Here is a 22,688-nt window from a genome sequence, read left to right as displayed (position 1 = left end):
CTGATCACGACTCCATCGCCCGCAGGTAAGTGAACAACATCCCGGCGATGACGCCGGCGAACACGAACCAGGCGCCGGGCACCGTAAGGTAGACCAGGATCGCGACCAGCAGGCTGATCAACCAGGAACAGGCCAACCGCGAGCCTTTCCACATACCCCTGAGCAGCACGATGAAGACCGCCGGGAAGGCCATGGCAAAGCCATAGGCTTCGATGTTGCCCAGTGCCGGTCCGATCGCTGCGCCGATCAAGGCAAAACCGACCCAGACGGGGTAGAAAGGCAAGCAAGCGCCCCAGTAGTAGGGCCAGCTGAAGGCCGTTTGCTGCTGGGCCGAAGACCGCCGCAGGGTGTCGGCATAGCTGATCGCCCAGCCCTCGTCCGCCATGAAGAACAAGGCCGGGATCACCTTGCGTTTGGGCAAGTGCTGGAGATAAGGCGCCAGCGCCGCGCCCATGACGATATGACGGCTGTTGATCAGCAGGGTGATGAGCACGATCGTCAACATCGGTGGCACCGAAGCCCACAGCTTGATGGCGGCGAACTCCGAACCGCCGGCGAAGTTGAGGCCGGTCATGGCACCCACTTCAACCAGTGACAGGCCGACCTGGGAGGCTTGCGTACCGAGGACCATGGCATAGGGGGCGACCGCGAACATGACCGGGAGTGCGTCCCTCGCCCCTCGCAGGATCTCGCTTCTGGTGTTTGGGTGTGTCATTGGCGGCTGCTCACTGCATCGCTATTGCTGTCGTTGTGGCGACAAGTGTGAGTGCACTGGATCACCCAGAAAAGCGAATATCTGTTATACAATGCATTCGATTATCGAATGTCTGAATACAATGATTCATTCCAAGGATTTGCAGATCGACTGGTTGCGCACGTTCCTGGCAGTCGTGGATACCGGTTCCATGACCGCGGCGGCGCGTCAGGTTGCCCGGTCCCAGTCTGCGGTGAGCATGCAGTTGAAGAAGCTGGAGGACAGCCTCGGTCGACCGCTGTTCAAACGCGAACCGAGGCAACTGACGTTGACCCCTGCCGGGTATGACCTGCTCGGCCACGCCCGCAAGCTGCTCGAAGCCCATTCGACGATGGTTGATGCGATGCACGGAGGCGCGGTCTCCGGACGCGTCACCCTGGGCGTGCCGGATGACTATGCCATGACCTACCTGATGCCGGCCCTGCGCAGCTTCATGACCCGCTTCGGCGAGGTCGAGGTCACCTTGGTCTGCGAAGACTCCGCAAGCCTCTGGGCAAAGGTCGACCGCGGCCAGATCGACCTCGCCCTCGTCACCCGCGACGGCCCTTCACGGGGCGAACTGCTGTTCAGGGAAGCGTTGGTATGGGGCGGCGCCGAGCAACATGAAGCCTGGAAGCGCAACCCGCTGCCGATCGCCGTGCACGGGCTCAGCGAACGTTTACGCACGGCAATACTGGCCGCTATCTCGGGGTTGGGGCGTGAGTACCGAGTGGTCTACAACAGCCCCAATGTCAGCGGCCAATTGACGGTGATGGAAAGTGGCCTGGCGGTGGCCGTGGTAACTCGTTGCAGCCTCCCGGCACATCTCAAGGTGCTGGATACTCGGCACGGTCTGCCGGAACTGCCGGTGGCGGAAGTCGTGTTGACCCGAAGCCGAGACTCGACAGGCTCACGCGCTGTAGATGCGCTGTACGTACATGTTGCCGGGGCGTTGCGCGACCCACTCTGCGATGGACCAACCCACGTCCCTGGGGGTGACAAACATGTCCTCTGAAAGTGCTCTGCCATGGGTACTGATTCCCGGCTTCATGCTCGACGAAACGCTTTGGGATGAAGTGATTGAACACCTGCCATCCACTCAGGATATTCACCTTGCCCACCTGCTTGAGGGACAGACTATCGCGCAGATCGCGCAGCACATTGCATCGTCTGCACCGCCAAGGTTTATCCTCGTAGGTTTTTCCCTCGGTGGCTATGTAGCAAGATCACTCGTGCAGCAGTTCCCTGATCGCGTGGCTGCCTTGGTCCTGATCGCCACCTCGTTACGTGCAGACTCGCCCGAGCAGCGGCGGATCAAGCAAGCCTCCATCGACGCCTCGGCACAAGGACAATTTCGTGGTTTGAGTTTCGCGACTATCGCGAAGTCGGTGCATCCGCAACGAGCTAATGACATGGCCCTGATTGGAAGAATTCGAGATATGAGCGCCCGCATGGGGCATGCGGCATTTGCCACTCAGTCCTTGCTGGATAGAGCGGATGTGCCAACGGACCAAATCCAGTGCCCGACTCTCATCATTGCAGCTGTACAGGACGGGCTGAGGCAGGCAGAAGAGGCACAGGAGTTGTGTGTGCAGATCCCGGGAGCACGGCTGGAGATGATTGAAGGATCGGGACATATGGTCCCGCTGGAGCAACCCGAAACGCTGGCACGGTTGATGTCGCAGTGGCTGGCTGCAACAGTGGTAACGAAGTAGTCGTGCCAGTTTACGAGCGGCCCAGAGTGAGATGGGCATCGAAACCGGTTTGCTGACTTCGATGGGATGCCCGCTTCACGCGCTGAGGAAGTCAGTCAACCAAAATCGAGGCTCTTGAGAATACCTCGCACAGGCCCCATCGCGGATTTATCCGCGATGGGGCCTGCAACCGCGTAGCAACGTTCGGCCAGTAGCAAATGCATCATACCGCCAGAATAAAGTCCGCCTGATCGATACCTGCACTGCTGACACCGACAAGGCGAATAGAGTCCATTCCGATCCCGATCAGCGTGTCCGCCCCGTCAGCCGCAATGCTCACGTTGGCAGCGAACGTCTCGCTGCTGATCCCCAGCCCCGCGATATTGAGCAGGTCCTGCCCTCCGGCCGGATTGACGCCGAAGTCCTGGATCGAGTCGTTGCCAAAGCCTGCGGCAGCAAACGCGAAGGTATCGTTGCCGAGGCCGCCGTTGAGCGTGTCGTTGCCCAGCCCGCCGAGGAACAGATCGTCACCCGCACCGCCGACCAGAGTGTCGTTGGCCAGGCCGCCGAGCATCCTGTGGTTTGCCGCCGCTGCATCGTAGGCCAGTTCACTGCCGCTGCCCTCGGCGTTCGCCTGCAAACCCGCCGCCGCGTATTGGCCATTCAGCGCGACCTGCGCCGCATGCGCGCCGTCGTTCACGATCAGCAGGCCGCCGGTGCCTGTGTCATTCGCTGCATAAGTGATCTGCGTATTGGCGCCGAACGCAATATCGCCAAAGTTCAGCGTGTCACCCTCGGCAAAACCGCTGACGCTGCCACTGAACGCCGTCGACACATCAAGCTTTAGCGTGCCTGCCGCGCCGCTGTCAAACGTCACATGCTGATCGGAGGCAGCACCGAATTCCAGCATCGCCGAACCGCTGATAGTCGCGCTTCCCCCGCCTTGGGCATCTCCGTGGATGGTGATATTGCCATCGTTCGCCCACAGGCTGCCGCTGTTGACCAGCGCACTTTCAATCACCAATCCGCCGCTGCCGCTGGCTTGCAGCACCCCCGTGTTGGTGACGGCGCTGTTACCGGTATCGATCAGCAGCGCATTGACGCCGCTGGCATGAATCAGGCCTGAGTTGACCACCATCATCTGCCCCGCTCCCAACTGACCGGCACCCGAGATGGTGTTGTCGGCATTGGTGAGCACCGTGTCGGCGCTGCCGCCGAAAATCACGTTTTGCGCATTGTCGGATAGCAGCACCTGGCCGCCACCGGTCAAGGTCGCGCCACGGAACAGAATCTCAAGGCTGGTCTCGTTGCCGGTGGAGCCGAGCTCGATGGTGCCGCTGTTATGGATGCTGCCACCGAACGGCATGATCGCGCCGTCGGCAATGGTGAGGGTGCCGGCGTTGTTGGTGAGCGGATCGACATCGAACTGGAAGTTCGCTTCGCTCAAGTCCACGGCATCGACACCTTTCAGGGTGACCGTCTGGCCCGAGCTTATGCTGACCAATGCATTGCCATTGGCGTCGTTAGTGATACTCAGGTCAGCAAAGCCGGTGACGCCCGTGAAGCCGATCATGTCGATCTTGTCTGCCGTGGCATCGAAACTGTAGATCTGATTGTTGCCGATCGGCTGGGCGAAGACGAAGGTGTCGGCACCGGACGAACCGGTCAGGTTGTCGTCAGCGGACAAAGCGAAGATCGGTGCGCCCGGGGCATAGACTTCGACGTTGTTGAATACATAGGCGCTTGCGGTGCTGCCGTCGCTGTTGCTCCAGTGCATGTTGACATCGAGCACCAACGCACCGGCGAAGTCGCTTGGAGTTGTCACAGTCAATGCGCCGGGATCGCTGGTCTGCACGGTCCAGGTGCCGTCGCCGTTGTTGGTTCCTGCATTGAACGTCCATCCTGAGGGAACACCGCTGATGGCCACCGTTATTGGGCCGCTGATATCGGCCGACGGAACGTTGAGGGCTAGATTGATGGGTTCGCCAGCCACACCTGCCGGGAGATTTGCGTTAGAGGTGTACGCAACACCCGTATTACCAGCCAAGTCCGTGTAGGTGTTTGCAACGCTGGCTTTTACAGATCCATTGTCGGTTCTGGTGAAGTCCACTGTATAAGTAGTGCCGCTACCGGAGAAGTTGCTGAGGGTTCCGCGGCCTGCGGTGACACTGAAATCACTGATATCGAAGTTAATCACAGCTTCACTGAACGTGATGGTTATTGTGCCGCTGCCGGTGTTCCCTAGCTGTGTCTGTGCCCCTGACGCTGTGAGCACGGTTATGGAGGTCACCGTCGGCGCTACGGTATCAACTGGCGTCTCAACGACGTTCTGCACGTTTACCGTAATGGTCTGCGTGTCGGTTCCGCCATTGCCGTCGGCCACCTGAACGTCCACAACGTAGGCGTTGTCACCGTCGGCGCCACCGATATCCTGGGGATTCTCGTAATCGGGCGCCGAATTGAACGTCAACACCCCGTTCGAACTGATCGAGAACTTGCTGAAGTCCGTCCCGGCCGTATTCAGGATCGAGTAGCTCAGCGTTTGCGCCGGCAGATCAGCATCGGTCGCCGCCACTGTCGAGACCGCCGTGGTGTTCTCCGCCACGTTGATCGAAGCCGTCGCACCACCGCCGTTGGAGGTGATCACCGGGGAGTTATCGTTGACGCCTGTCACGGTTACCGCGATCGCCTGGTCGTCAAACAGCGTGCCGTCCGATGCTCGCACAATCACGTCATAGACGTTGTTCGCTCCCGAGTCTGTCGGTGCTTCAAAGTTGGGCGCAGAGACAAAGCTCAGTACGCCTGTGCCTGAAGCGATCGAGAACTTCGCGGCATCCGCTCCGCCGAAGATGCTGTAGCTCAGCGTTTGCGCCGGAAGATCAACGTCGGTCGCCGCCACTGTCGTGACCGCCGTGGTGTTCTCCGCCACGTTGATCGAAGCCGTTGCACCGCCACCGTTGGAAGTGATCGTCGGTGAGTCGTTGCTGCCGGCGATATGCACGGTGACCGAAGTGAGGGTGCCGTCCGCACTGCTCACCGCGAAAGTGTCGGTGTAGGTGGTACCGGCGACGAACTCGTTGTGGGCGGAACTGGCGACGTAGGTCCAGGCACCGCCGGTGCCGATGGAGAACTTGCCGTAGCTGCCAGCGATGTCGGTCTGCGGGACGAAGGTCGCGGCGCTGTCGACGTCGCTGATGGTCAGGGTGCCGCTGGTGGAGATGTCGGCGGCGGCATTGGTCTCGGTGAGGTTGGCGATGTCGGCGGACAGCACGGCGGCATCGTTGGTGCCGAGGATATGCACGGTGACCGAAGTGAGGGTGCCATCGGCACTGCTCACCGGGAAGGTGTCGGTGTAGGTGGTACCGGCGGCGAACTCGTTGTGGGCGGAACTGGCGACGTAGGTCCAGGCACCGCCGGTGCCGATGGAGAACTTGCCGTAGCTGCCGGCGATGTCGGTCTGCGGGACGAAGGTCGCGGCGCTGTCGACGTCGCTGATGGTCAGGGTGCCGCTGGTGGAGATGTCGGCGGCGGCATTGGTCTCGGTGAGGTTGGCGATGTCGGCGGACAGCACGGCCGCATCGTTGGTGCCGAGGATATTCACGGTGACCGAAGTGAGGGTGCCATCGGCACTGCTCACCGGGAAGCTGTCGGTGTAGGTGGTGCCGGCGACGAACTCGTTGTGGGCGGAACTGGCGACGTAGGTCCAGGCACCGCCGGTGCCGATGGAGAACTGGCCGTAGATGCCGGCGGTGTTGGACTGCGCCTGGAAGCTTTCCGGGCTGTCGATATCGCTAATGGTCAGGCTGCCGCCGGTGGTCAGCGGTGCATTGGTTTCGCTCAGCGTAACGCTGGCCGAGGACAGCACGGCCGCGTCGTTGCTGCCAGTGACGGTGATGGTCACCAACTGGGTGTCGACGCCGCCCAGGCCATCGCTGACCTGCACGCTGAACACTTCGTTGTGACTCTCGCCAGCCTTCAGCGACTGCACCGCACTGGCAACGCCATCGGTGCCGTTGGCCAGCGTGTAGGTCCACTGGCCGCTGTTGTCGACTGCGATCGAGCCGTAGGTGCCGGCTGACGAGCCATTGATGGTCCAGGTCGCCGTGGCGTCGTGATCGATGTCGGCCGAACTGAACTGGCCACTCACGCTGAGCGTGGTGTCTTCCTGCACCGCACCGGCATCACGGCCCGTCGCGAAACTGAGCACTGGCGCGTCATTGCTGCCGGTAATGGTGACGGTCACCAGCTGGGTGTCGACGCCGCCCAGGCCATCGCTGACCTGCACGCTGAACACTTCGTTGTGACTCTCGCCAGCCTTCAGCGACTGCACCGCACTGGCAACGCCATCGGTGCCGTTGGCCAGGGTGTACGTCCACTGGCCGCTGCTGTCGACCGCGATCGAGCCGTAGGTTCCAGTTGGCGAGCCATTGATGGTCCAGCTGGTCGTGGCATTGTGATCGATGTCGGTCGAGCTGAACTGGCCTCCGACGCTAAGGGTAGTGTCTTCCTTCACGGTGCCAACATCGTTGCCAGTCGCGAAACTGAGCACTGGCGCGTCGTTGCTGCCGGTAATGGTGACGGTCACCAACTGGGTGTCCACGCCACCCAGGCCGTCTCTGACTTGCACCGTAAACACGTCATCATGACTCTCGCCAACCTTCAGCGACTGAACCGCACTGGCGACACCATTGGTGCCATTGGCCAGCGTGTAAATCCACTTGCCGGTGTTGTCCACGGCGATCGAGCCGTAGATGCCCGTATCCGTACCCGCAATGCTCCAGGTCGCCGTGGCATCGTGATCGATGTCGGTCGAACTGAACTGGCCATTCACAGTGAGCGCGGTGTCTTCCTGCACCGCACCGGCATCATTGCCCGTCGCGAAACTGAGCACTGGCGCATCGTTGCTGCCGGTCAGGGTGATCGTCACGTTCTTGGTCACCGTCGCCCCGAAGTCATCGGTCAGCGTCACCGTGAACACTTCGGTCTTGGTCTGGCCCTCGGCCAGGTACTGCGCCGCGTTGTTGTTCAGCGTATAGGTCCAGCTCACGCTACCCGCCGCGTCGCCCGTGCTCTCGTCGCTCACATTGGCCACCAGCGTACCCAGCGCACCGGACGGCGCGCTCACGCTGGCCACATGTGCGTCATCGGCCAGGTCTACGTCGCCGAAGGCAAAGCTGCCGCTGGCCACCGTGGTGCCGTCTTCGGTCACCGCCCCGCTTTCGATTTCTGCCGCCGTCACCGTCGGCGCGTCGTTGGTGCCGGTGATAGTGATGGTCACATTCTTCGTTACCGACGAACCCTGACCATCGCTGATGGTGACCAGGTAAGTTTCGGTTACTGTCTGTCCCTGGGCCAGGTACTGCGCCGCCGCATTGTTCAGGTTGTACGTCCATTGCACCGAACCGTTGGCCGCGTTCGCTGCTTCGCTTACCGGCGAGAGCATGAACGTACCAAGATGAGTAGCGTTGCCCCCCGCCTGCGTGAACGTCGCCATGTGCGTGTCATTGAGGTCGACGTCGTTAAAGACAATCGTGCCGCTGGCCGTCAGCGAGTCGGTCGTGCTCGCAGTGGTGTCGGCGTCTTCGGTTACCGTGCCGGCCTGCTCGCCGAGGCTGATCGTCACACCATCATTCACGCCCGAAAACTGCACCGTCGCGGTGGCCCAACTTAGCGTTCCGTTGCCGAGGCGCATCGCATAGGTAAAGCTGTCCGTCAGGAGCTCGCCAACAGCAAGCGCCTGGAGTTGTGCCTTGAAAGCAGAGGAGAAAGTAGCGGCGTCGTAGCCGACCTTACCGTCCGAGGTGATCCAGATCTTTGCACCATTCGAACTGGTGTCAGAACTCGTCGCCTCAGCCCTCGCCGTATCCTGGGTCAGGAGGTCGGCCGGCGCATACGTCTTGGTGGCAGTAGAAAGACTGTCCGCGTTGTCGAGTGACCAGAGTGTCTTCGCGTTACCGCCGAGGTCATTGGACATGACGTCCCAATACACGACCCCCAGCAGATTTTCAGTGGTGGTATAGACGTCATCCTTCGCCTGCGGCGTGTTGGAAAACGAGGTAATGGTTCCGCCGCTGGTAGTGGTGGTGCTAGCCATGTCTTTCTCCCAAGAATGTCACTTCAAAGCAAAAAACCGCTGTGGGCCACCAACAGCCGCAAGCCGATTCGTCCTCAACCCACGAACACTTCACTCCACCGGTACCAGCCGGCTGGCCAGTAGCTTCACGCCCACCCCGGCCCTGCCGCCCAGCGGTTCAATGCGCACGATTTGTCCTTGCGCCTTGAACTTCATGGGGCCGCCGGGCGTGTCGAGTTCAATCTCGAAGTCAATCAAGCTACCCACCTGCTGCTCGCTATCGGTTTCGAAATACAAACCGGAGGCGCTGATGTCACGGATGACACCCTTGCCCCCGCCGATCAGTTGCAGCGACAGGGTGACTTGTTCACGGGGCTCAATTCGGTGTGCGTCTCTCATGACTGCAGTCTAAAAACGGCCGCTGTTTATTACATGAGTGCGCTATCCCTTTTTTTCTGGGAGTCAATCACCCATGAAAACAGTGTTTTATGGGACAAATGTCATGGGAGGGGGGACTGAAGCGCTATAGAAAAAAGCTACAGGCTGCAACGATTGCTATCATGATCAGCTAACACAACCCGCCTAAAGAGGCAGCGACCCGAATGCCAATTCAAGTCCTGTTAGTAGCTCTACCGCTCGTGGCCTGGGGCCTTGAGCGTCTGGTGGAAAGCGCTCAACCAAGGTTGGCGCTGGCGGGTTCGGTGGCGTCGGTGGCGCAATACCTGCTTTCGCTGCACCAATACGCGCCGGATGTGGTGGTGCTGGACCTGGACAGCGAGGGCTGTATCGAGTCACTGGCCGACTTGCACAGACAGACCAAAGCCAAGATTCTGGTCGTGACAGGGTCGAGCGACGTGGCGCTGCATGACAGTGCGGTGCTGGCGGGCGCACGTGGCGTGGTGGATAAGCGGGAGTCGGCATCCGCATCGACATTGCTCAAAGCCATAGAAAAAGTGCATGACGGCGAGCTCTGGATTGACCGCAATGCGACCAGCCGTATCTTCCTTGAACTGGCGCGCAAGAAAGTCGAGCGCGATATAGACCCGGAGCAACAAAAAATCGCCAAGCTAACGCGCCGCGAGCAGCAAACCATTGCATCGCTGGCCCGCGACCCCTCTGCCCCTGGCAAGTTGGTGGCCGAGAAACTGCACATCAGCGAACACACGCTGCGCAACCATTTGACATCGATCTACAGCAAGCTGGGCCTGACGAATCGCGTAGATCTGTACGCCTACGCACACAAGCATGGGCTTTCCACAGGCGACTGAGCCGATTCCTTCCAGATTGATCGAAAACCCGATCTACCCCACCCATCTCCTGCGAGGCCGGCAAGATTCGCCATCAATCTGCGTAACAGACCACTGCCGCAGTGGATCTTCACGGAACCCAGCCTTTATCCTTGACGCCCCCCGCTGTCCCGAGTCCTGGAGTTTCGCCCATGCCCCATGAAGGCAACCTGCTACAAGCCGCTGTCGTGTTTCTGATGGCGGCCGTACTCATCGTTCCATTAGCCAAGCGCCTGCAACTGGGGGCGGTTCTGGGTTATCTGTTTGCCGGGGTGATCATCGGCCCGTCGGTGCTGGGCCTGATCGACAACCCGCAAAGCGTCGCGAACATTTCCGAACTCGGCGTGGTGTTGCTGCTGTTCATCATCGGCCTGGAACTGTCACCGCGACGTTTGTGGGTGATGCGCAAATCAGTGTTCGGCGTGGGCTTGGCCCAAGTGCTGCTGACGGGTTCGGTGATCGGCGTGGTGGCGCTGTGGCTGTTTGGCCAGCCATTGAACACCGCGATCGTCCTGGGCCTGGGCCTGGCGCTGTCGTCCACGGCGTTCGGCCTGCAAAGCCTGGCTGAACGCAAGGAACTGACCAGCCCCCACGGGCGGCTGGCGTTCGCGATCCTGTTGTTTCAGGACATCGCCGCGATCCCCTTGATCGCCATGGTGCCGTTGCTGGCCGGTGGCGATCACAGCACCACCGCCAGCGAAAACCTGAACCACGGCCTGCAAGTGCTGGCCAGCATCGCCGTCGTGGTGATCGGCGGGCGCTATCTGCTGCGACCGGTGTTTCGCGTGGTGACCAAAACCGCGTTGCCAGAGGTCTCCACCGCCACGGCGTTGCTGGTGGTGATTGGCACAGCATGGCTGATGGAGCTGGTCGGGATTTCCATGGCCCTGGGGGCCTTCCTCGCCGGTCTGTTGCTGGCGGACTCCGAGTATCGCCATGAACTGGAAGCCCAGATCGAACCGTTCAAGGGCCTGTTACTCGGGCTGTTTTTCATCAGTGTCGGCATGGGTGCGAACCTGAGTCTGCTGCTGAGCATGCCGGTGGCAGTGCTGGGCCTGACCCTGTTGCTGATCGCGATCAAACTGCCGCTGCTGTTTATTGTCGGTCGATTGGCCGGAGGCTTGAAGAACGTCAGCGCGATCCGCTTGGGTATCGTGCTGGCGGCCGGTGGTGAATTTGCCTTTGTGGTATTCAAGATCGGGCGAGATCACGGGCTGTTCGCGGCAGAACTGTATGACTTGCTGGTGCTGACCATCACCCTTTCCATGGCCGTGACACCGTTGTTGCTGCTGCTCTGCGCACGGTTGGTCAGCCCGAAAGTGCAACCGGTGGAAGTGCCGGAGAAGTTCCGCGAAATCGACGCCGACGCGCCACGGGTGGTGATCGCCGGCATGGGTCGCATGGGCCAGATCGTTGCGCGGATTCTGCGCGCGCAGAACATCAAGTTCGTGGCCCTCGACACCTCGGTGGAAACCATCGAACTGTCCCGCAGTTTTGGTGGCGTGCCGGTGTTCTACGGCGACCCGATGCGCCCGGAAATCCTCAACGCGGCCAAGGTCGGGGAAGCCGAGTACTTCGTGATCGCCACCGACGACCCGGACACCAACATCAAGACCGCCGAGCTGGTGCGCAAGCTCTATCCGCATATGAAAATCATCGCCCGCGCCCGTAACCGTCAGCATGTGCACCGGCTGATGGACGTCGGCGCACACGCCGTGCGCGAAACCTTTTATTCGAGCCTGGAAATGAGCCGGCAAACCCTGATCGGGCTGGGATTGACCCAGGCTCAGGCGGATGCGCGGATCAAGCGCTTCAAGCAGCACGACGAAGTGGTGCTCGAAGCCCAGCATGCGGTGTATGACGACGCGGTGAAAGTGATGCAGACGGCGCAGGAAGCGCGAATCGAACTGGCGAAGTTGTTTGAGTCGGATCAGCTGCAGGAGCAGGTGGGCACAAAATGAGGTGGATTTAAGGTCCCCTTCGCGAGCAAGCCCGCTCCCACATTGGATCTTGGGTGTTCACAAATATTGAGCCTGACAGAGCCCCCTTGTGGGAGCGGGCTTGCTCGCGAAGAACGATAACGCGGTGCATTGGATAAACAATCATTTCAAAGGAATCCACCATGACTGACCAACCTGCCCCCGCCCTCAAGGAAATCTTCAACACCGAGCGCCTCAGTCACATCGCCTCCGAGATGACCGCGGTCTATCCGGCATTCGAAGCCAAGCGCTTTCTGAAGCTTGCCCAAACCGGCCTGGCAGACCTCAGTGTCATGCAACGCATGGCCCGGGTCAGCGAATGCCTGCACGCGGTGTTGCCGCTGGACTATGAAGCGTCGCTGCAGGTACTGCGCGCCCTCGCCCCGCGCCTGAACAGCGGCTTCGTCAGCATGTGCCTGCCGCACTTTGTCGCCAGCTACGGCGCCCATGCGTTCGATCAGTCGATGGACGCACTGAAGTACTTCACCGCTTTTGGCTCTTCGGAGTTCGCAATCCGTCACTTTCTGCGCAGTGACCTCGAGCGCTCGCTCAAGCTGATGCATGCCTGGTCGCTGGATGACAACGAGCATGTGCGGCGCCTGGCCAGTGAAGGATGCCGGCCACGCCTGCCCTGGTCATTCCGGCTGGAGCCCATCCAGGCCGATCCGACACTGGCCGCGAACATCCTCGACAACCTCAAGGCCGACACGAGCCTGTACGTACGCAAATCCGTGGCCAACCACCTCAACGACATCACCAAGGATCATCCCGACTGGGTGCTGGACCTGATCGAAGGCTGGTCGCTGGACAACCGGCACACCGCATGGATCGCCAAACACGCCCTGCGCAGCCTGATCAAACAGGGCAACCGGCGGGCACTGGCGATCATCGGCGCGGGCGGCAAGCCTGAAGTCGAGATCGTTGATGTAAAAGTCGAACCGCCGGTGATTGGCCTCGGAGAAAAAATCACCCTGTCGTTTGCCGTCAAATCCACCGTTCAAAGCAGCCAGCGCCTGGTGATCGACTACGCCATCGATTACGTCAAGGCCAACGGCAGCACCTCGGCGAAGGTGTTCAAGCTCAAGGCGCTGACGCTGCCGGGCAACGCCGTCGAAGCCGTCAGCCGTGGTCAGCAGATCAAGGAACTCACCACCCGCCGGCATTATGCGGGGCGCCATGCGGTGCACATCATGGTCAATGGTGAACGGCTGGCCAGCACGGCGTTCGAGATTCTCGGTTAAACCATAAGATCAATTCTGTATGTGCCACCGCCTTCGCGAGCAAGCCCGCTCCCACATTGGAATGCGGCCCCCTGTGGGAGCGGGCTTGCTCGCGAAGACGCCAGTTCAGGCACCGCCCAACAACAACCCCTGCTCCCGCTCACACATCTGCACCACATAATCCCACAACACCCGCAGCCGCACCGATTTGTGCAGTTCCCGGCGGGTGCTGATCCAGTAGCTGCGCTGGATGCTTTCGTCCGGCAGCAGCGGCACCAGACCGGGATCAGCGCTGGCCATATAGCACGGCAGCACGGCGATCCCCAGGCCTGAGCGCGCCGCCTGTTGCTGGGCGATCACGCTGGTGCTGTGAAACACCACCCGAGGGTTGCGGCAGAAGCTGTTGAGGAACATCAGTTCCTGGCTGAACAGCAAATCATCGACATAGCCAATCCACGCATGACGCCCCAGGTCCTCCCGACTGCGCAACGGCGGTGAACGATCGAGATAGTCCTGGCTGGCATACAACGCCAGGCGATAGTCGGTGAGTTTGCGGGTGACCAGCATGTCGGCGGCCGGGCGCTCAAGGTGGATGCTGATTTCCGCCTCGCGGTTGAGGATGCTGACAAAGCGCGGCACCGCCACCAGTTCCACCTCCAGCCCCGGATAGCGTTCGAACAAGCCGTTCATGCGACTGGCCAGGAACATGATGCCCAGCCCCTCCGTCACGCCGACGCGGATCTTGCCCAGCGGCGCGGTGGATTGGGTGATTTCCTCCTGGGCCAGCAGCGCCACGTTCTCCATCGCCTCGGCGTGTTTAAGCAACGCCTCGCCGGCCGGGGTCATCTCGTAACCCTGGGCATGCTGGACGAACAACGCCGTACCGAGGCTTTTTTCGATGGCCTCGATGTGCCGCGCCACGGTGGCATGGGTGGTGTTCAAACGACGGGCTGCCGTGAGCAAACGCCCGCTGCGCTGCAATTCGAGAAAAAACCGCAGGTCATTCCAGTCGAACATGAATCGTCCTTGTTCGTTGCCGTTCGGGATGCTGTTTAAAAACGCACAGCAGCTGCGCAAAAACTAACATTCTTTTGACGAAAGCTAACAACTAGGATGACAGACAACAAGAACAACAACACGAGGTCAGGGATGCAGGCTTCCCTAGATGAATTCGATTACATCGTGGTCGGGGCCGGGCCGGCCGGGTGTCTGCTGGCCAATCGACTGTCGGCCGATGCGCAACATCGCGTGTTGCTGCTCGAGGCCGGCGGCCGCGACAACTATGCGTGGATTCACATCCCCGTGGGTTACCTGTTCTGCATCGGCAACCCGCGCACCGACTGGTGCTTCAAGACCGAAGCGCAACCGGGCCTGCAAGGTCGCGCCCTGAGCTACCCGCGCGGCAAGGTGCTGGGGGGCTGCTCCTCCATCAACGGCATGATCTACATGCGCGGCCAGGCCGGCGACTACGACGGCTGGGCCGCCGACGGCAATCCTGGCTGGAGCTGGCGAGACGTATTGCCACTGTTCAAGCAGAGTGAAAATCACTTTGCCGGCGCCGCCGAGTTTCACGGCGCCGCGGGCGAATGGCGGGTCGAACGCCAGCGCTTGTCATGGCCGATTCTCGATGCGTTCCGCAGTGCCGCCGAGCAAAGCGGCATCGCCAGCATCGATGACTTCAACCAGGGCGATAACGAAGGTTGCGGTTATTTCCAGGTCAATCAGAAGGCCGGCATCCGCTGGAACGCGTCCAAGGCCTTTCTCAAACCCATTGGCCAACGCCCCAATCTCACCGTGCTGACCGGTGTCGAAGTCGACCGCGTGTTGCTGGACAATGGCCGCGCCTCGGCGGTCAGCGCCCGCTGGCAAGGCCAGGCAAAAACCTTCAAGGCGCGCAAGGAGATCGTCCTGTGTGCCGGCTCGGTCGGTTCGCCCAGCATCCTGCAACGCTCCGGCATCGGCCCGCGTCCACTGCTTGAGCGGCTGGGCATTGGCGTCGCCCATGAGTTACCCGGCGTCGGTGGCAACCTGCAAGATCACCTGCAACTGCGGCTGATCTACAAGCTGGAAAATGCCCGCACCCTGAACCAGATCGCCGGCAGCCTGTGGGGCAAGCTGGGCATGGGCCTGCGCTACCTGTATGACCGCAGCGGCCCGCTGTCCATGGCGCCGAGCCAGTTGGGCGCCTTTGCCCGCTCGGGGCCGGAGCAGACTTCAGCCAACCTCGAATACCACGTGCAGCCGCTGTCGCTGGAGCGCTTTGGCGAACCGCTGCATGCCTTCCCGGCGTTCACTGCCTCGGTCTGTGATTTGCGCCCGCAAAGCCGTGGCCGGGTGGAAATCCGCTCGGCCGATCCGCAAGAAGCCCCGCTGATCCAACCCAATTACCTGAGCCACCCGCAAGACCTGCGGGTCGCCGCCGACGCCATTCGCCTGACCCGGCGCATCGTCGCCGCCCCGGCCCTGCGTGCCTTCAATCCGGTGGAGTACCTGCCCGGCGACAGCCTGCAAAGCGAAGAACAGCTGCACGAAGCCGCCGCGCGGATCGGCACCACGATTTTCCATCCGGTGGGCACCTGCCGCATGGGCAATGACGCCGACGCCGTGGTCGATGCGCAACTCAAGGTCCATGGCATCCCCGGCCTGCGCATTGCCGATGCCTCGATCATGCCGCGCATCACCTCCGGCAACACCTGCTCGCCGACGCTGATGATTGCCGAGAAGGCTGCACAATTGATCCTCAACCCTGTTGTAAACACATCACCTGTGGGAGCGGGCTTGCTCGCGAAGGCGTCGTGTCATTCAACATCAATGTGAATGATCCACCGCTTTCGCGAGCAAGCCCGCTCCCACAAGGATCGCATTAGATTCACGGACACTGAGCATTACCCCTGAAATGGAACACGCAACACCAGTGGAACAACAAAAACAATCACTGTGAGGGATACCGGTATGTCAGAGAACGTTCAAACCCTGGAAGCCGTGCGTAGCGCGGGCACCAGTCAGGAAACCCAGAAAGTCATCTTTGCCTCGTCCCTCGGGACAGTCTTCGAGTGGTACGACTTTTTCCTCTATGGCGCCCTCGCGGCGGTGATCAGCAAGCAGTTTTTCGCCGGGGTCAACGACACAACGGCGTTTATCTTTGCGCTGATGGCCTTCGCCGCCGGCTTTATCGTGCGGCCGTTCGGCGCGCTGGTGTTCGGTCGGTTGGGGGACATGATCGGGCGCAAGTACACCTTCCTCGCCACCATCGTCCTCATGGGCCTGGCGACGTTCTGTGTCGGGCTGCTGCCGACCTACGCCAGCATCGGCATCGCCGCGCCGATCATCCTGGTGGTGCTGCGCATGCTCCAGGGCCTGGCCCTGGGCGGTGAATACGGCGGCGCCGCGACCTACGTCGCCGAGCACGCGCCCATCGGCAAGCGCGGCTTCCACACCAGCTGGATTCAATCCACCGCGACCCTGGGCCTGCTGCTGTCGCTGCTGGTGGTGCTGGGCTGCCGTTACTTCACCGGCGATCAGTTCGAAGTCTGGGGCTGGCGCATTCCGTTCCTGTTTTCCATCGTGCTGCTGGGCATCTCGACCTGGATTCGCCTGAGCCTGCATGAATCGCCGGCCTTCGTGAAAATGAAAGAAGAAGGCAAGCTGTGCAAACAGCCGATTCGCGACTCCTTCGGCAAGTGGGAAAACCTCAAGGTGGTGTTGATCGCCCTGTTCAGCATCAATGCCGGGCAAGCGGTGACCTTCTACGCCGCGCAATTCTATGTGCTGTTCTTCCTCACCCAGTTCCTGAAAATGGACCCGGCCGTGGCCAACGGTTTGCTGATCGTCAGCGTGACCATCGGCGCCCCCTTCTTCATTTTCTTTGGCTGGCTGTCGGACAAGGTCGGGCGTAAACCGGTACTCATGATCGGCCTGCTGCTGGCCACCGCCCTGTACTTCCCGATCTTCAAGACCCTGGCCCATTACGCCAACCCGGCCATCGACCAGGCCAGCCGCCAGGCACCGATCACCGTGATGGCCGACCCGGCCACCTGCACCTTCCAGTTCGACCCGGTGGGCAAGGCGAAATTCGACAGCCCGTGCGACAAGGTCAAGACCTTCCTGGTCAAGCAGGGCCTGCCGTACCAGAGTGCTGTCGCACCGGCCGGCAGTGACGTGCAGGTGAGCGTCGGTGACGTGAAGATCGACGGGTTCGACGAAGCCGCCCTGCGCGGTGCCGTGACCCTCGCCGGTTACCCGCAACAGGCGGACATGCAGCAGATCAACAAGCCGATGATCGTGGCGCTGATCGTCGCGCTGATCATCATCTCCGCGATGTGCTACGGCCCGCTGGCGGCGTTGATGGTTGAACTGTTCCCGACCCGCATCCGCTACACCTCGATGTCCCTGCCCTACCACATCGGCAACGGCTGGTTCGGCGGCTTCCTGCCGACCGTGTCGTTCGCGTTGGTGGTGTACACCGGGGATATCTTCTACGGACTGTGGTATCCGGTGGTGATCACCGGGGTGAGCCTGGTGGTGGGGATGATTTGCTTGCGTGAAACGCGCAACGTCGATCTCGACAAGAACTGAGGTCATTGCCCGCGACGAGGGAGCTGGCTCCCTCGTCGCGGCGATCAAACCCGATCAAACTTCGGCGTCAAGCAACTCGAACTTCACTTGATCCGGGTAGAACGCCACGTACTCTCGAATCTGTTCGACAGATATCTTGGGGTTTTCGTAACTCCACACCGCGTTGGCGCTTTCATGCCCCGGCACCTGCAGGCTGAAATAGCTGGCATCGCCCTTGTAGGGGCAATAACTGGTGTGGTCGGTGCGGGCGAAATACTTCTCGTCGATGTCCTCTCGCGGCACGTAGTACACCGGCGGGTAGTTGGCCTCCAGCAACACCAGGGCCCGCGCCGAGGCGGCCACTTGAATGCCATGAAATTTTACCAACAGACAGCCAGGCTGCTCGGCGATGGTGATGACAGGGCTAGGACCGGAGCTTTTCATGGAAAACGTTCCTCATGACGGTAATGGACCTGCAAATCGATGTGGCAGCGTGGCTTGCCCGCGATGGGCTGCGCAGCAGCCCCAAAACCTGAAACCACGATTTATCAGGTATAACCCAAGTTTTACCCTCGCGACTGCTTCGCAGCCGAACGGGAGCGACACACAAACCTGTACATCCATACAGATAAAGATTGCTCCATCGTTCATCAAGCGCCATTCTGTGCATCTCTGGCACACTGATCGACGATGGTGGTTATGCGGCTGTACCTCTGTGAAAAACCTTCCCAGGCCAAAGACATTGCAGCAGTCCTCGGCGCCCGGCGCCGGGGCGATGGCTGTTGGCTGGGAACGGGCGTCACGGTGACCTGGTGCATCGGCCACTTGCTGGAAACCGCACCGCCGGATGCCTACGACGCGCGCTACAAGCGCTGGGTGCTGGCCGACCTGCCGATCATTCCCGAAAAATGGAAAATGACCGTCAAGCCGCGCACCGCCAGCCAGTACAAGGCGGTCAAGCGCCTGCTCGGTGAAGCGTCCGAACTGATCATTGCCACGGACGCCGACCGCGAGGGCGAGATGATCGCCCGGGAACTGGTGGAGCATTGCCGCTATCGCGGGCCGATCCGCCGGCTCTGGTTGTCGGCGCTGGACGATGCGTCCATCCGCAAGGCCCTCGCGGCCCTCAAACCGGGGAACGAGACCTTCAGCCTCTATCACTCGGCCCTGGGGCGTTCCCGGGCCGACTGGCTGATCGGCATGAACATGAGTCGGCTGTTCACCCTGCTGGGGCGCCAGTCTGGCTATCAAGGCGTGCTGCCGGTCGGGCGGGTGCAAACGCCGACCTTGCGCCTGGTGGTGGATCGCGATCGCAGCATCGCCGACTTTGTGCCCGTCCCCTATTGGGCCATCGACGTGCAACTGCTGCACAACGGCACCGCGTTCACGGCGCAATGGCGCGCGGCATCCGAGCTTTGCGACGACCAGGACCGCTGTCTGAATCAGGCATTGGCGCAACAAGCTGCGGCCGCCATGAGCGGCGCGGCCAGTGCGCGGGTGATCAAACTGCGCACCGAACGGATGCGCGAAGTGGCCCCGCTGCCGTTCGACCTGGGTACCCTGCAGGAGGTCTGCTCAAAGAAACTCGGCCTCGGCGCCCAGGAAACCCTCGACATTGCCCAGGCGCTGTACGAGACCCACAAAGTCATTACCTATCCGCGCAGTGATTGCGGCTACTTGCCCCTGAGTCAGCACAGCGAGGCTCCGGCCATTCTGGCGGCATTGCGTCAGGCCGATCCGGCGTTGAACGCCTTGCACGATCACCTTGATCCGCAACGGCGCTCACGGGCCTGGAACGATGCCAAGGTCAGCGCGCACCACGGCATCATCCCCACGGCTGCGGCGAAGAACCTCGAACGTCTGGCGGGCAAACAGCGTGCGGTCTACACCCTGATCCGAGCCCGATACCTGGCGCAGTTCCTGCCCAATCACGAATACGACCGCACCCAGGCCGATTTCGACTGTGCCGGCGAGGCCTTGCGCGCTGTCGGAAAGCAGATCATCGAGCCGGGCTGGAAACGCGCCCTGCCCGAAGCACTGGCTCCGGCCAAGGGGCGCGAAGCCCCGGCACCGCAGACTCTGCCCAACCTGGCCGAAGGCATCGACTGCGCAGTGGCCGGCGTGCAATTCAAGGACCTCTGGACGCAACCGCCAAAGCCGTTTACGGAAGGCGACCTGATCAAGGCCATGAAGAATGTCGCCAAACTGGTGCAAGACCCGCTGCTCAAGCAAAAGCTCAAGGACACCACCGGCATCGGCACCGAAGCGACGCGTGCGTCGATCATTCAGGGCCTGCTCGACCGTGGTTATCTGGTCAAGAACGGCAAGGCCCTGGCCGCCACGCCGGCCGCGTTCAGCCTGATCGACGCCGTACCCCGGGCCATCGCCGATCCGGGTACCACGGCGATCTGGGAACAGGCGCTGGACATGGTGCAAAGCGGGGAAATGAGCCTGGAAGAGTTCGTCACCAAACAGGCGGCGTGGATGAGCAAGCAGGTCAGTCGCTGTGCCGGCCTGAGCCTGACCATCAGCGGTCCACCGCCCGGCGGGCGCGCCGCAACTCCATGGAAGAAAAAGCGCAAGAGCGCCCCGCGCAAACCATCGAGTGGCACCAGGCGCGGGGCAAAGCCGGCAAGCAAAACCTGAACCCGACACCGAACCTTGTGGCCAACCATAATGAAGGGTGTACCTGCCCCGGCGTAACTGGAGCCAACCCGTATGCCTTCGATAGAACTGCACGCCGCCCAACGGGATGAACTGGAAACCATCGAGAACCTGATGCAGTTCTACACCTACGACTTCAGCGAATGGTTACCGCTGAAACTCGGCGAATACGGTTTCTTCAACATCCTGCCCATGCCCGACTACTGGCGAAACCCGGCTACCCGCCCCTTCCTGATCGAGGTCGACGGTGAATTGGCTGGCTTCGTGACCGTGGATAACCAGGTCCATCTACCCGGCGCCGACTACAACATCGGCTACCTGTTTGTCAGTCGACGCTTCCGTGGCCAGGGTGTCGCGCGATTTGTCGTTTCCACCCTCTTGAGTCAATTCCCCGGTCAATGGCAGATTTTCCACATCGAGGCGAATCAGCCGGCGCGCCTGTTCTGGGCCACCGTGATGCCGGAGCTCAACGTTGCCGGGCTCACCTTACATCAGCAGATGGTTGACCGCTATCCCTGCACTTTTTACCGCTTTGAGTGTCCGCCTTTGTCGTCCTGACCGACACACCTTCGACTCCACCCGCTAATTCCCAACAGCTTTGTCCGACAATATGTAGTGACTAAAAATATTCACTACAAAACCGTTGACGCCTCCGATTTGCCCTTGCATGATGCAGACGTCTCCCCGATCGGGAGTACAGGCAACACGTTTGAGCAAGCTCGTCTGACCGCCGAGCTGTTTTTCCCGGATACACGCTGCCCACAAGGCAGATTGAAGAAGCTGACCTGGCCTGAACGTCCAGTACAAGGGCGAGAAGTCTTGGCGAGCAATCCTCATGAAGCTTGTGGCCGACCCTGAAAATGTCGGCAGTGGCCTTAAGGTTTTCGCCGCTTCTCTTCGTTGTGACGCTATTGCGTAGCAGTTATTCAACACGACTACATGCAACAGACGCAGGACCCCGCCCGATAAGGCGGTCGAACGCTGACGTCCTGGTTTCGGTGCCAGGGATCAACTAACCGATGGGCTACCTGTATTAGCGAATCAACTTTGAAAGATCACCAATTGGTCAAGGGGCTTTATGATGAATCTGAACAATCAACCAACTATCGATGAACTGGCTCGTATCTTCGCTGCAAAGAAAGACAGCCACGACAACCATATTCTCTGGATCAGCAAGTGTGGCCAGGTTCATATCGACTGCCTGTCGCCGCACGCCCATGAAGCAGAGTTCGACCAGAACAACCAGAACCTGCTCGCCCGACTGAAGATGTACCGTCGCGGCCAGGGCTATGTCGGCAAGAAGGCCGCGGCCGACAAGGACTTCATCGGTAATGTTCTGCAAACCCTGAAACAGGCCTGGGCCTCGATGCAGAACCAGAACGAAGTTCGGGTGATTGACCGGTTCTACTGATTAAGATGAGTCATTACTGACTTATTGATAAACAAGGCCTGCTCCCGATAAGGAGCAGGCCTTGTTTTCGACCAGGACACGGTCTCTTGCAGGAGCTGGCTTGCCAGCGATAGTCGTTAACGATAACGCGTGTAAACCGGATAAACGCGGCGCACTTGAGTCCATCGCCGGCAAGCCGGCTCCTTGGGTTGAAGGTTACTTCTTCAGTAACGCCGAGCAGGCGGCTTTATAAGCCTCATGCTGATACTTATTCAGCGTCGCCGACAGCTCAAACCCGTGCTTCTTGGCCTGGGCATTGATGGTCTGCGGCGACAGCAGCGCCACCTCGCAATTGTCCAGCAACTGCAAATCCCCTTCGATCTTGAACGTGGTCGGCCCACCGGCAAACTCACCCTTCTTGCTGCGCTTCTTGGTCGCGATCCGATCTATCGAATTCTCGCGCACGAACGACGCAATCTGCGCGGCAAACACTTTGACGTTGGCGGCTTCCTCATCATCGTCCAGGGCAATTTTCTTGGTGGCGAGCGCGACGTGATTCAACGCCTGACCGTCGAGGGCGGCCACGGCGATGATCGCTTCGCTGCCTTTGATTTCGATGCCGCAGATTTTCATTTCGATCCCTTTCACAGCCTAAATCTCAAGTTGATTAGCGGTAATACCAAACGCCGCTGCTATTTTTTTGCGAGTGGCCTTCCGAGGCTTTGAGACGGTCTCTTGCTGGGCAAATGCCGGCTGAGAGACACCCATCCGTTTGGCCACTTCATCCTGTGTAAGGCTCAAGTGCTTGCGCCATGGAGCGCTGTTCGAGGGAAGATCAGCGGACTGTGAAAGCTTGATCGAAATTGTCTTGCGCCTTATCGAGCAGAAATTTCTGTAGGATTTTTAGTATCGCAGTACTGCGAAGTTTCCTTTTCCTTCCTGTGACTGTGAATTCGGCGGTACGAATTATTTAGTTTGTGCCGCATCATTCATGGACACCCTTCAGATAAGGAGTCTGGAAATGAATGCTCCCCTCTCCCCTTTGTACACCAATGAAGCCTCCCCTGATTTTGTTCGCAGCTAAGAAGATTACCT

16 protein-coding genes and 1 pseudogene are annotated in these 22,688 nt (G+C 60.4%); 10 read left to right on the top strand and 7 right to left on the bottom strand.

Annotated elements, in window-relative coordinates; genetic code table 11:
- Positions 1-4: 4 nt before the first annotated feature.
- Positions 5-715 carry an AzlC family ABC transporter permease gene (locus KGB20_RS01265; RefSeq protein WP_154862303.1) on the bottom strand — a complete coding sequence of 237 codons (711 nt, stop codon included), beginning with the start codon at positions 713-715 and terminating at the stop codon, positions 5-7.
- 121 nt (positions 716-836) lie between these two features.
- Here KGB20_RS01265 and KGB20_RS01260 point away from each other — a divergent pair, with 121 nt between their 5' ends.
- Positions 837-1,748 (top strand): LysR family transcriptional regulator, encoded by a 912-nt coding sequence (locus KGB20_RS01260; protein WP_154908882.1) that lies wholly within the window; start codon positions 837-839, stop codon positions 1,746-1,748.
- Positions 1,738-2,448: an alpha/beta fold hydrolase gene (locus tag KGB20_RS01255; protein WP_154908881.1), complete on the top strand. Its 711-nt coding sequence runs from the start codon at positions 1,738-1,740 to the stop codon at positions 2,446-2,448. Before KGB20_RS01260 ends, KGB20_RS01255 begins: the two co-directional genes overlap by 11 nt.
- Positions 2,449-2,650: 202 nt before the next feature.
- Here KGB20_RS01255 and KGB20_RS29000 read toward each other — a convergent pair whose 3' ends face one another.
- Both KGB20_RS29000 and KGB20_RS01240 read right to left on the bottom strand, forming a co-directional pair.
- Positions 2,651-8,521 carry a beta strand repeat-containing protein gene (locus KGB20_RS29000; RefSeq protein WP_263293041.1) on the bottom strand — a complete coding sequence of 1,957 codons (5,871 nt, stop codon included), beginning with the start codon at positions 8,519-8,521 and terminating at the stop codon, positions 2,651-2,653.
- A 90-nt stretch (positions 8,522-8,611) separates the two neighbouring features.
- Entirely contained in the window at positions 8,612-8,899 is a 288-nt protein-coding gene (locus KGB20_RS01240; protein ID WP_154910473.1) for a PilZ domain-containing protein, read from the bottom strand.
- 203 nt (positions 8,900-9,102) lie between these two features.
- On the opposite strand from KGB20_RS01240, the gene KGB20_RS01235 reads away from it, so the two are divergent.
- The 3 genes from KGB20_RS01235 to KGB20_RS01225 all read left to right on the top strand — a co-directional run bounded on the left by KGB20_RS01235 (position 9,103) and on the right by KGB20_RS01225 (position 13,006).
- On the top strand, positions 9,103-9,768 hold the full coding sequence (locus tag KGB20_RS01235; RefSeq protein ID WP_154910474.1) for a LuxR C-terminal-related transcriptional regulator: 666 nt from the start codon (positions 9,103-9,105) through the stop codon (positions 9,766-9,768).
- 170 nt (positions 9,769-9,938) lie between these two features.
- The gene (locus tag KGB20_RS01230) at positions 9,939-11,747 is read left to right on the top strand and encodes a monovalent cation:proton antiporter-2 (CPA2) family protein (protein WP_154910475.1); all 1,809 of its coding nucleotides are present in this window, start codon (positions 9,939-9,941) and stop codon (positions 11,745-11,747) included.
- A 161-nt stretch (positions 11,748-11,908) separates the two neighbouring features.
- Positions 11,909-13,006, top strand: coding sequence for a DNA alkylation repair protein (locus KGB20_RS01225; RefSeq protein WP_154910476.1), 1,098 nt, complete (start codon positions 11,909-11,911; stop codon positions 13,004-13,006).
- A 105-nt stretch (positions 13,007-13,111) separates the two neighbouring features.
- Here KGB20_RS01225 and KGB20_RS01220 read toward each other — a convergent pair whose 3' ends face one another.
- A complete protein-coding gene (locus KGB20_RS01220; RefSeq protein ID WP_095944100.1) occupies positions 13,112-14,002 on the bottom strand; it encodes a LysR family transcriptional regulator in 891 nt (296 codons plus the stop codon).
- Between the two features lie 132 nt (positions 14,003-14,134).
- Between KGB20_RS01220 and KGB20_RS01215 the strand changes: the two genes are divergently transcribed.
- Positions 14,135-15,802 carry a GMC family oxidoreductase gene (locus KGB20_RS01215; RefSeq protein WP_154862298.1) on the top strand — a complete coding sequence of 556 codons (1,668 nt, stop codon included), beginning with the start codon at positions 14,135-14,137 and terminating at the stop codon, positions 15,800-15,802.
- Between the two features lie 135 nt (positions 15,803-15,937).
- Positions 15,938-17,560 (top strand): MFS transporter, encoded by a 1,623-nt coding sequence (locus tag KGB20_RS01210; RefSeq protein WP_057715232.1) that lies wholly within the window; start codon positions 15,938-15,940, stop codon positions 17,558-17,560.
- Positions 17,561-17,614: 54 nt separating this feature from the next.
- Here KGB20_RS01210 and KGB20_RS01205 read toward each other — a convergent pair whose 3' ends face one another.
- Entirely contained in the window at positions 17,615-17,983 is a 369-nt protein-coding gene (locus KGB20_RS01205) for a DUF427 domain-containing protein (RefSeq protein ID WP_090454941.1), read from the bottom strand.
- Between the two features lie 255 nt (positions 17,984-18,238).
- Here KGB20_RS01205 and KGB20_RS01200 point away from each other — a divergent pair, with 255 nt between their 5' ends.
- The 3 genes from KGB20_RS01200 (at position 18,239) to KGB20_RS01190 (ending at position 21,614) form a co-directional block, all read left to right on the top strand.
- Entirely contained in the window at positions 18,239-20,185 is a 1,947-nt protein-coding gene (locus tag KGB20_RS01200) for a DNA topoisomerase III (RefSeq protein ID WP_263293040.1), read from the top strand.
- Positions 20,186-20,257: 72 nt separating this feature from the next.
- Positions 20,258-20,761 carry a GNAT family N-acetyltransferase gene (locus KGB20_RS01195; RefSeq protein ID WP_154910478.1) on the top strand — a complete coding sequence of 168 codons (504 nt, stop codon included), beginning with the start codon at positions 20,258-20,260 and terminating at the stop codon, positions 20,759-20,761.
- Between the two features lie 523 nt (positions 20,762-21,284).
- The gene (locus tag KGB20_RS01190; protein WP_032829393.1) at positions 21,285-21,614 is read left to right on the top strand and encodes a hypothetical protein; all 330 of its coding nucleotides are present in this window, start codon (positions 21,285-21,287) and stop codon (positions 21,612-21,614) included.
- 195 nt (positions 21,615-21,809) lie between these two features.
- Here KGB20_RS01190 and KGB20_RS01185 read toward each other — a convergent pair whose 3' ends face one another.
- Together KGB20_RS01185 and KGB20_RS01180 are read right to left on the bottom strand one after the other, a co-directional pair.
- A complete protein-coding gene (locus KGB20_RS01185) occupies positions 21,810-22,226 on the bottom strand; it encodes a DUF3010 family protein (RefSeq protein ID WP_102670117.1) in 417 nt (138 codons plus the stop codon).
- 18 nt (positions 22,227-22,244) lie between these two features.
- A pseudogene (locus tag KGB20_RS01180) lies at positions 22,245-22,406 on the bottom strand (helix-turn-helix domain-containing protein); the annotation flags it as partial.
- Positions 22,407-22,688: the final 282 nt, after the last annotated feature.

The organism is Pseudomonas sp. BF-R-30 (genome assembly GCF_019956175.1).
Classification (GTDB): Bacteria; Pseudomonadota; Gammaproteobacteria; order Pseudomonadales; family Pseudomonadaceae; genus Aquipseudomonas; species Aquipseudomonas jessenii.
Note: the sequence above shows the minus strand (reverse complement) of the source record. Positions and strands in the feature narration are given on the sequence as shown.

Bases quoted from the DNA above. Each gene is read 5' to 3' on its own strand.
- KGB20_RS01235 (WP_154910474.1), top strand. From the start codon at position 9,103: ATGCCAATTCAAGTCCTGTTAGTAGCTCTACCGCTCGTGGCCTGGGGC.
- KGB20_RS01225 (WP_154910476.1), top strand. From the start codon at position 11,909: ATGACTGACCAACCTGCCCCCGCCCTCAAGGAAATCTTCAACACCGAG.
- KGB20_RS01240 (WP_154910473.1), bottom strand. From the start codon at position 8,899: ATGAGAGACGCACACCGAATTGAGCCCCGTGAACAAGTCACCCTGTCG.
- KGB20_RS01195 (WP_154910478.1), top strand. From the start codon at position 20,258: ATGCCTTCGATAGAACTGCACGCCGCCCAACGGGATGAACTGGAAACC.
- KGB20_RS01200 (WP_263293040.1), top strand. From the start codon at position 18,239: ATGCGGCTGTACCTCTGTGAAAAACCTTCCCAGGCCAAAGACATTGCA.
- KGB20_RS01220 (WP_095944100.1), bottom strand. From the start codon at position 14,002: ATGTTCGACTGGAATGACCTGCGGTTTTTTCTCGAATTGCAGCGCAGC.
- KGB20_RS01205 (WP_090454941.1), bottom strand. From the start codon at position 17,983: ATGAAAAGCTCCGGTCCTAGCCCTGTCATCACCATCGCCGAGCAGCCT.
- KGB20_RS01265 (WP_154862303.1), bottom strand. From the start codon at position 715: ATGACACACCCAAACACCAGAAGCGAGATCCTGCGAGGGGCGAGGGAC.
- KGB20_RS01185 (WP_102670117.1), bottom strand. From the start codon at position 22,226: ATGAAAATCTGCGGCATCGAAATCAAAGGCAGCGAAGCGATCATCGCC.
- KGB20_RS29000 (WP_263293041.1), bottom strand. From the start codon at position 8,521: ATGGCTAGCACCACCACTACCAGCGGCGGAACCATTACCTCGTTTTCC.
- KGB20_RS01190 (WP_032829393.1), top strand. From the start codon at position 21,285: ATGAATCTGAACAATCAACCAACTATCGATGAACTGGCTCGTATCTTC.
- KGB20_RS01255 (WP_154908881.1), top strand. From the start codon at position 1,738: ATGTCCTCTGAAAGTGCTCTGCCATGGGTACTGATTCCCGGCTTCATG.
- KGB20_RS01215 (WP_154862298.1), top strand. From the start codon at position 14,135: ATGCAGGCTTCCCTAGATGAATTCGATTACATCGTGGTCGGGGCCGGG.
- KGB20_RS01230 (WP_154910475.1), top strand. From the start codon at position 9,939: ATGCCCCATGAAGGCAACCTGCTACAAGCCGCTGTCGTGTTTCTGATG.
- KGB20_RS01260 (WP_154908882.1), top strand. From the start codon at position 837: ATGATTCATTCCAAGGATTTGCAGATCGACTGGTTGCGCACGTTCCTG.
- KGB20_RS01210 (WP_057715232.1), top strand. From the start codon at position 15,938: ATGTCAGAGAACGTTCAAACCCTGGAAGCCGTGCGTAGCGCGGGCACC.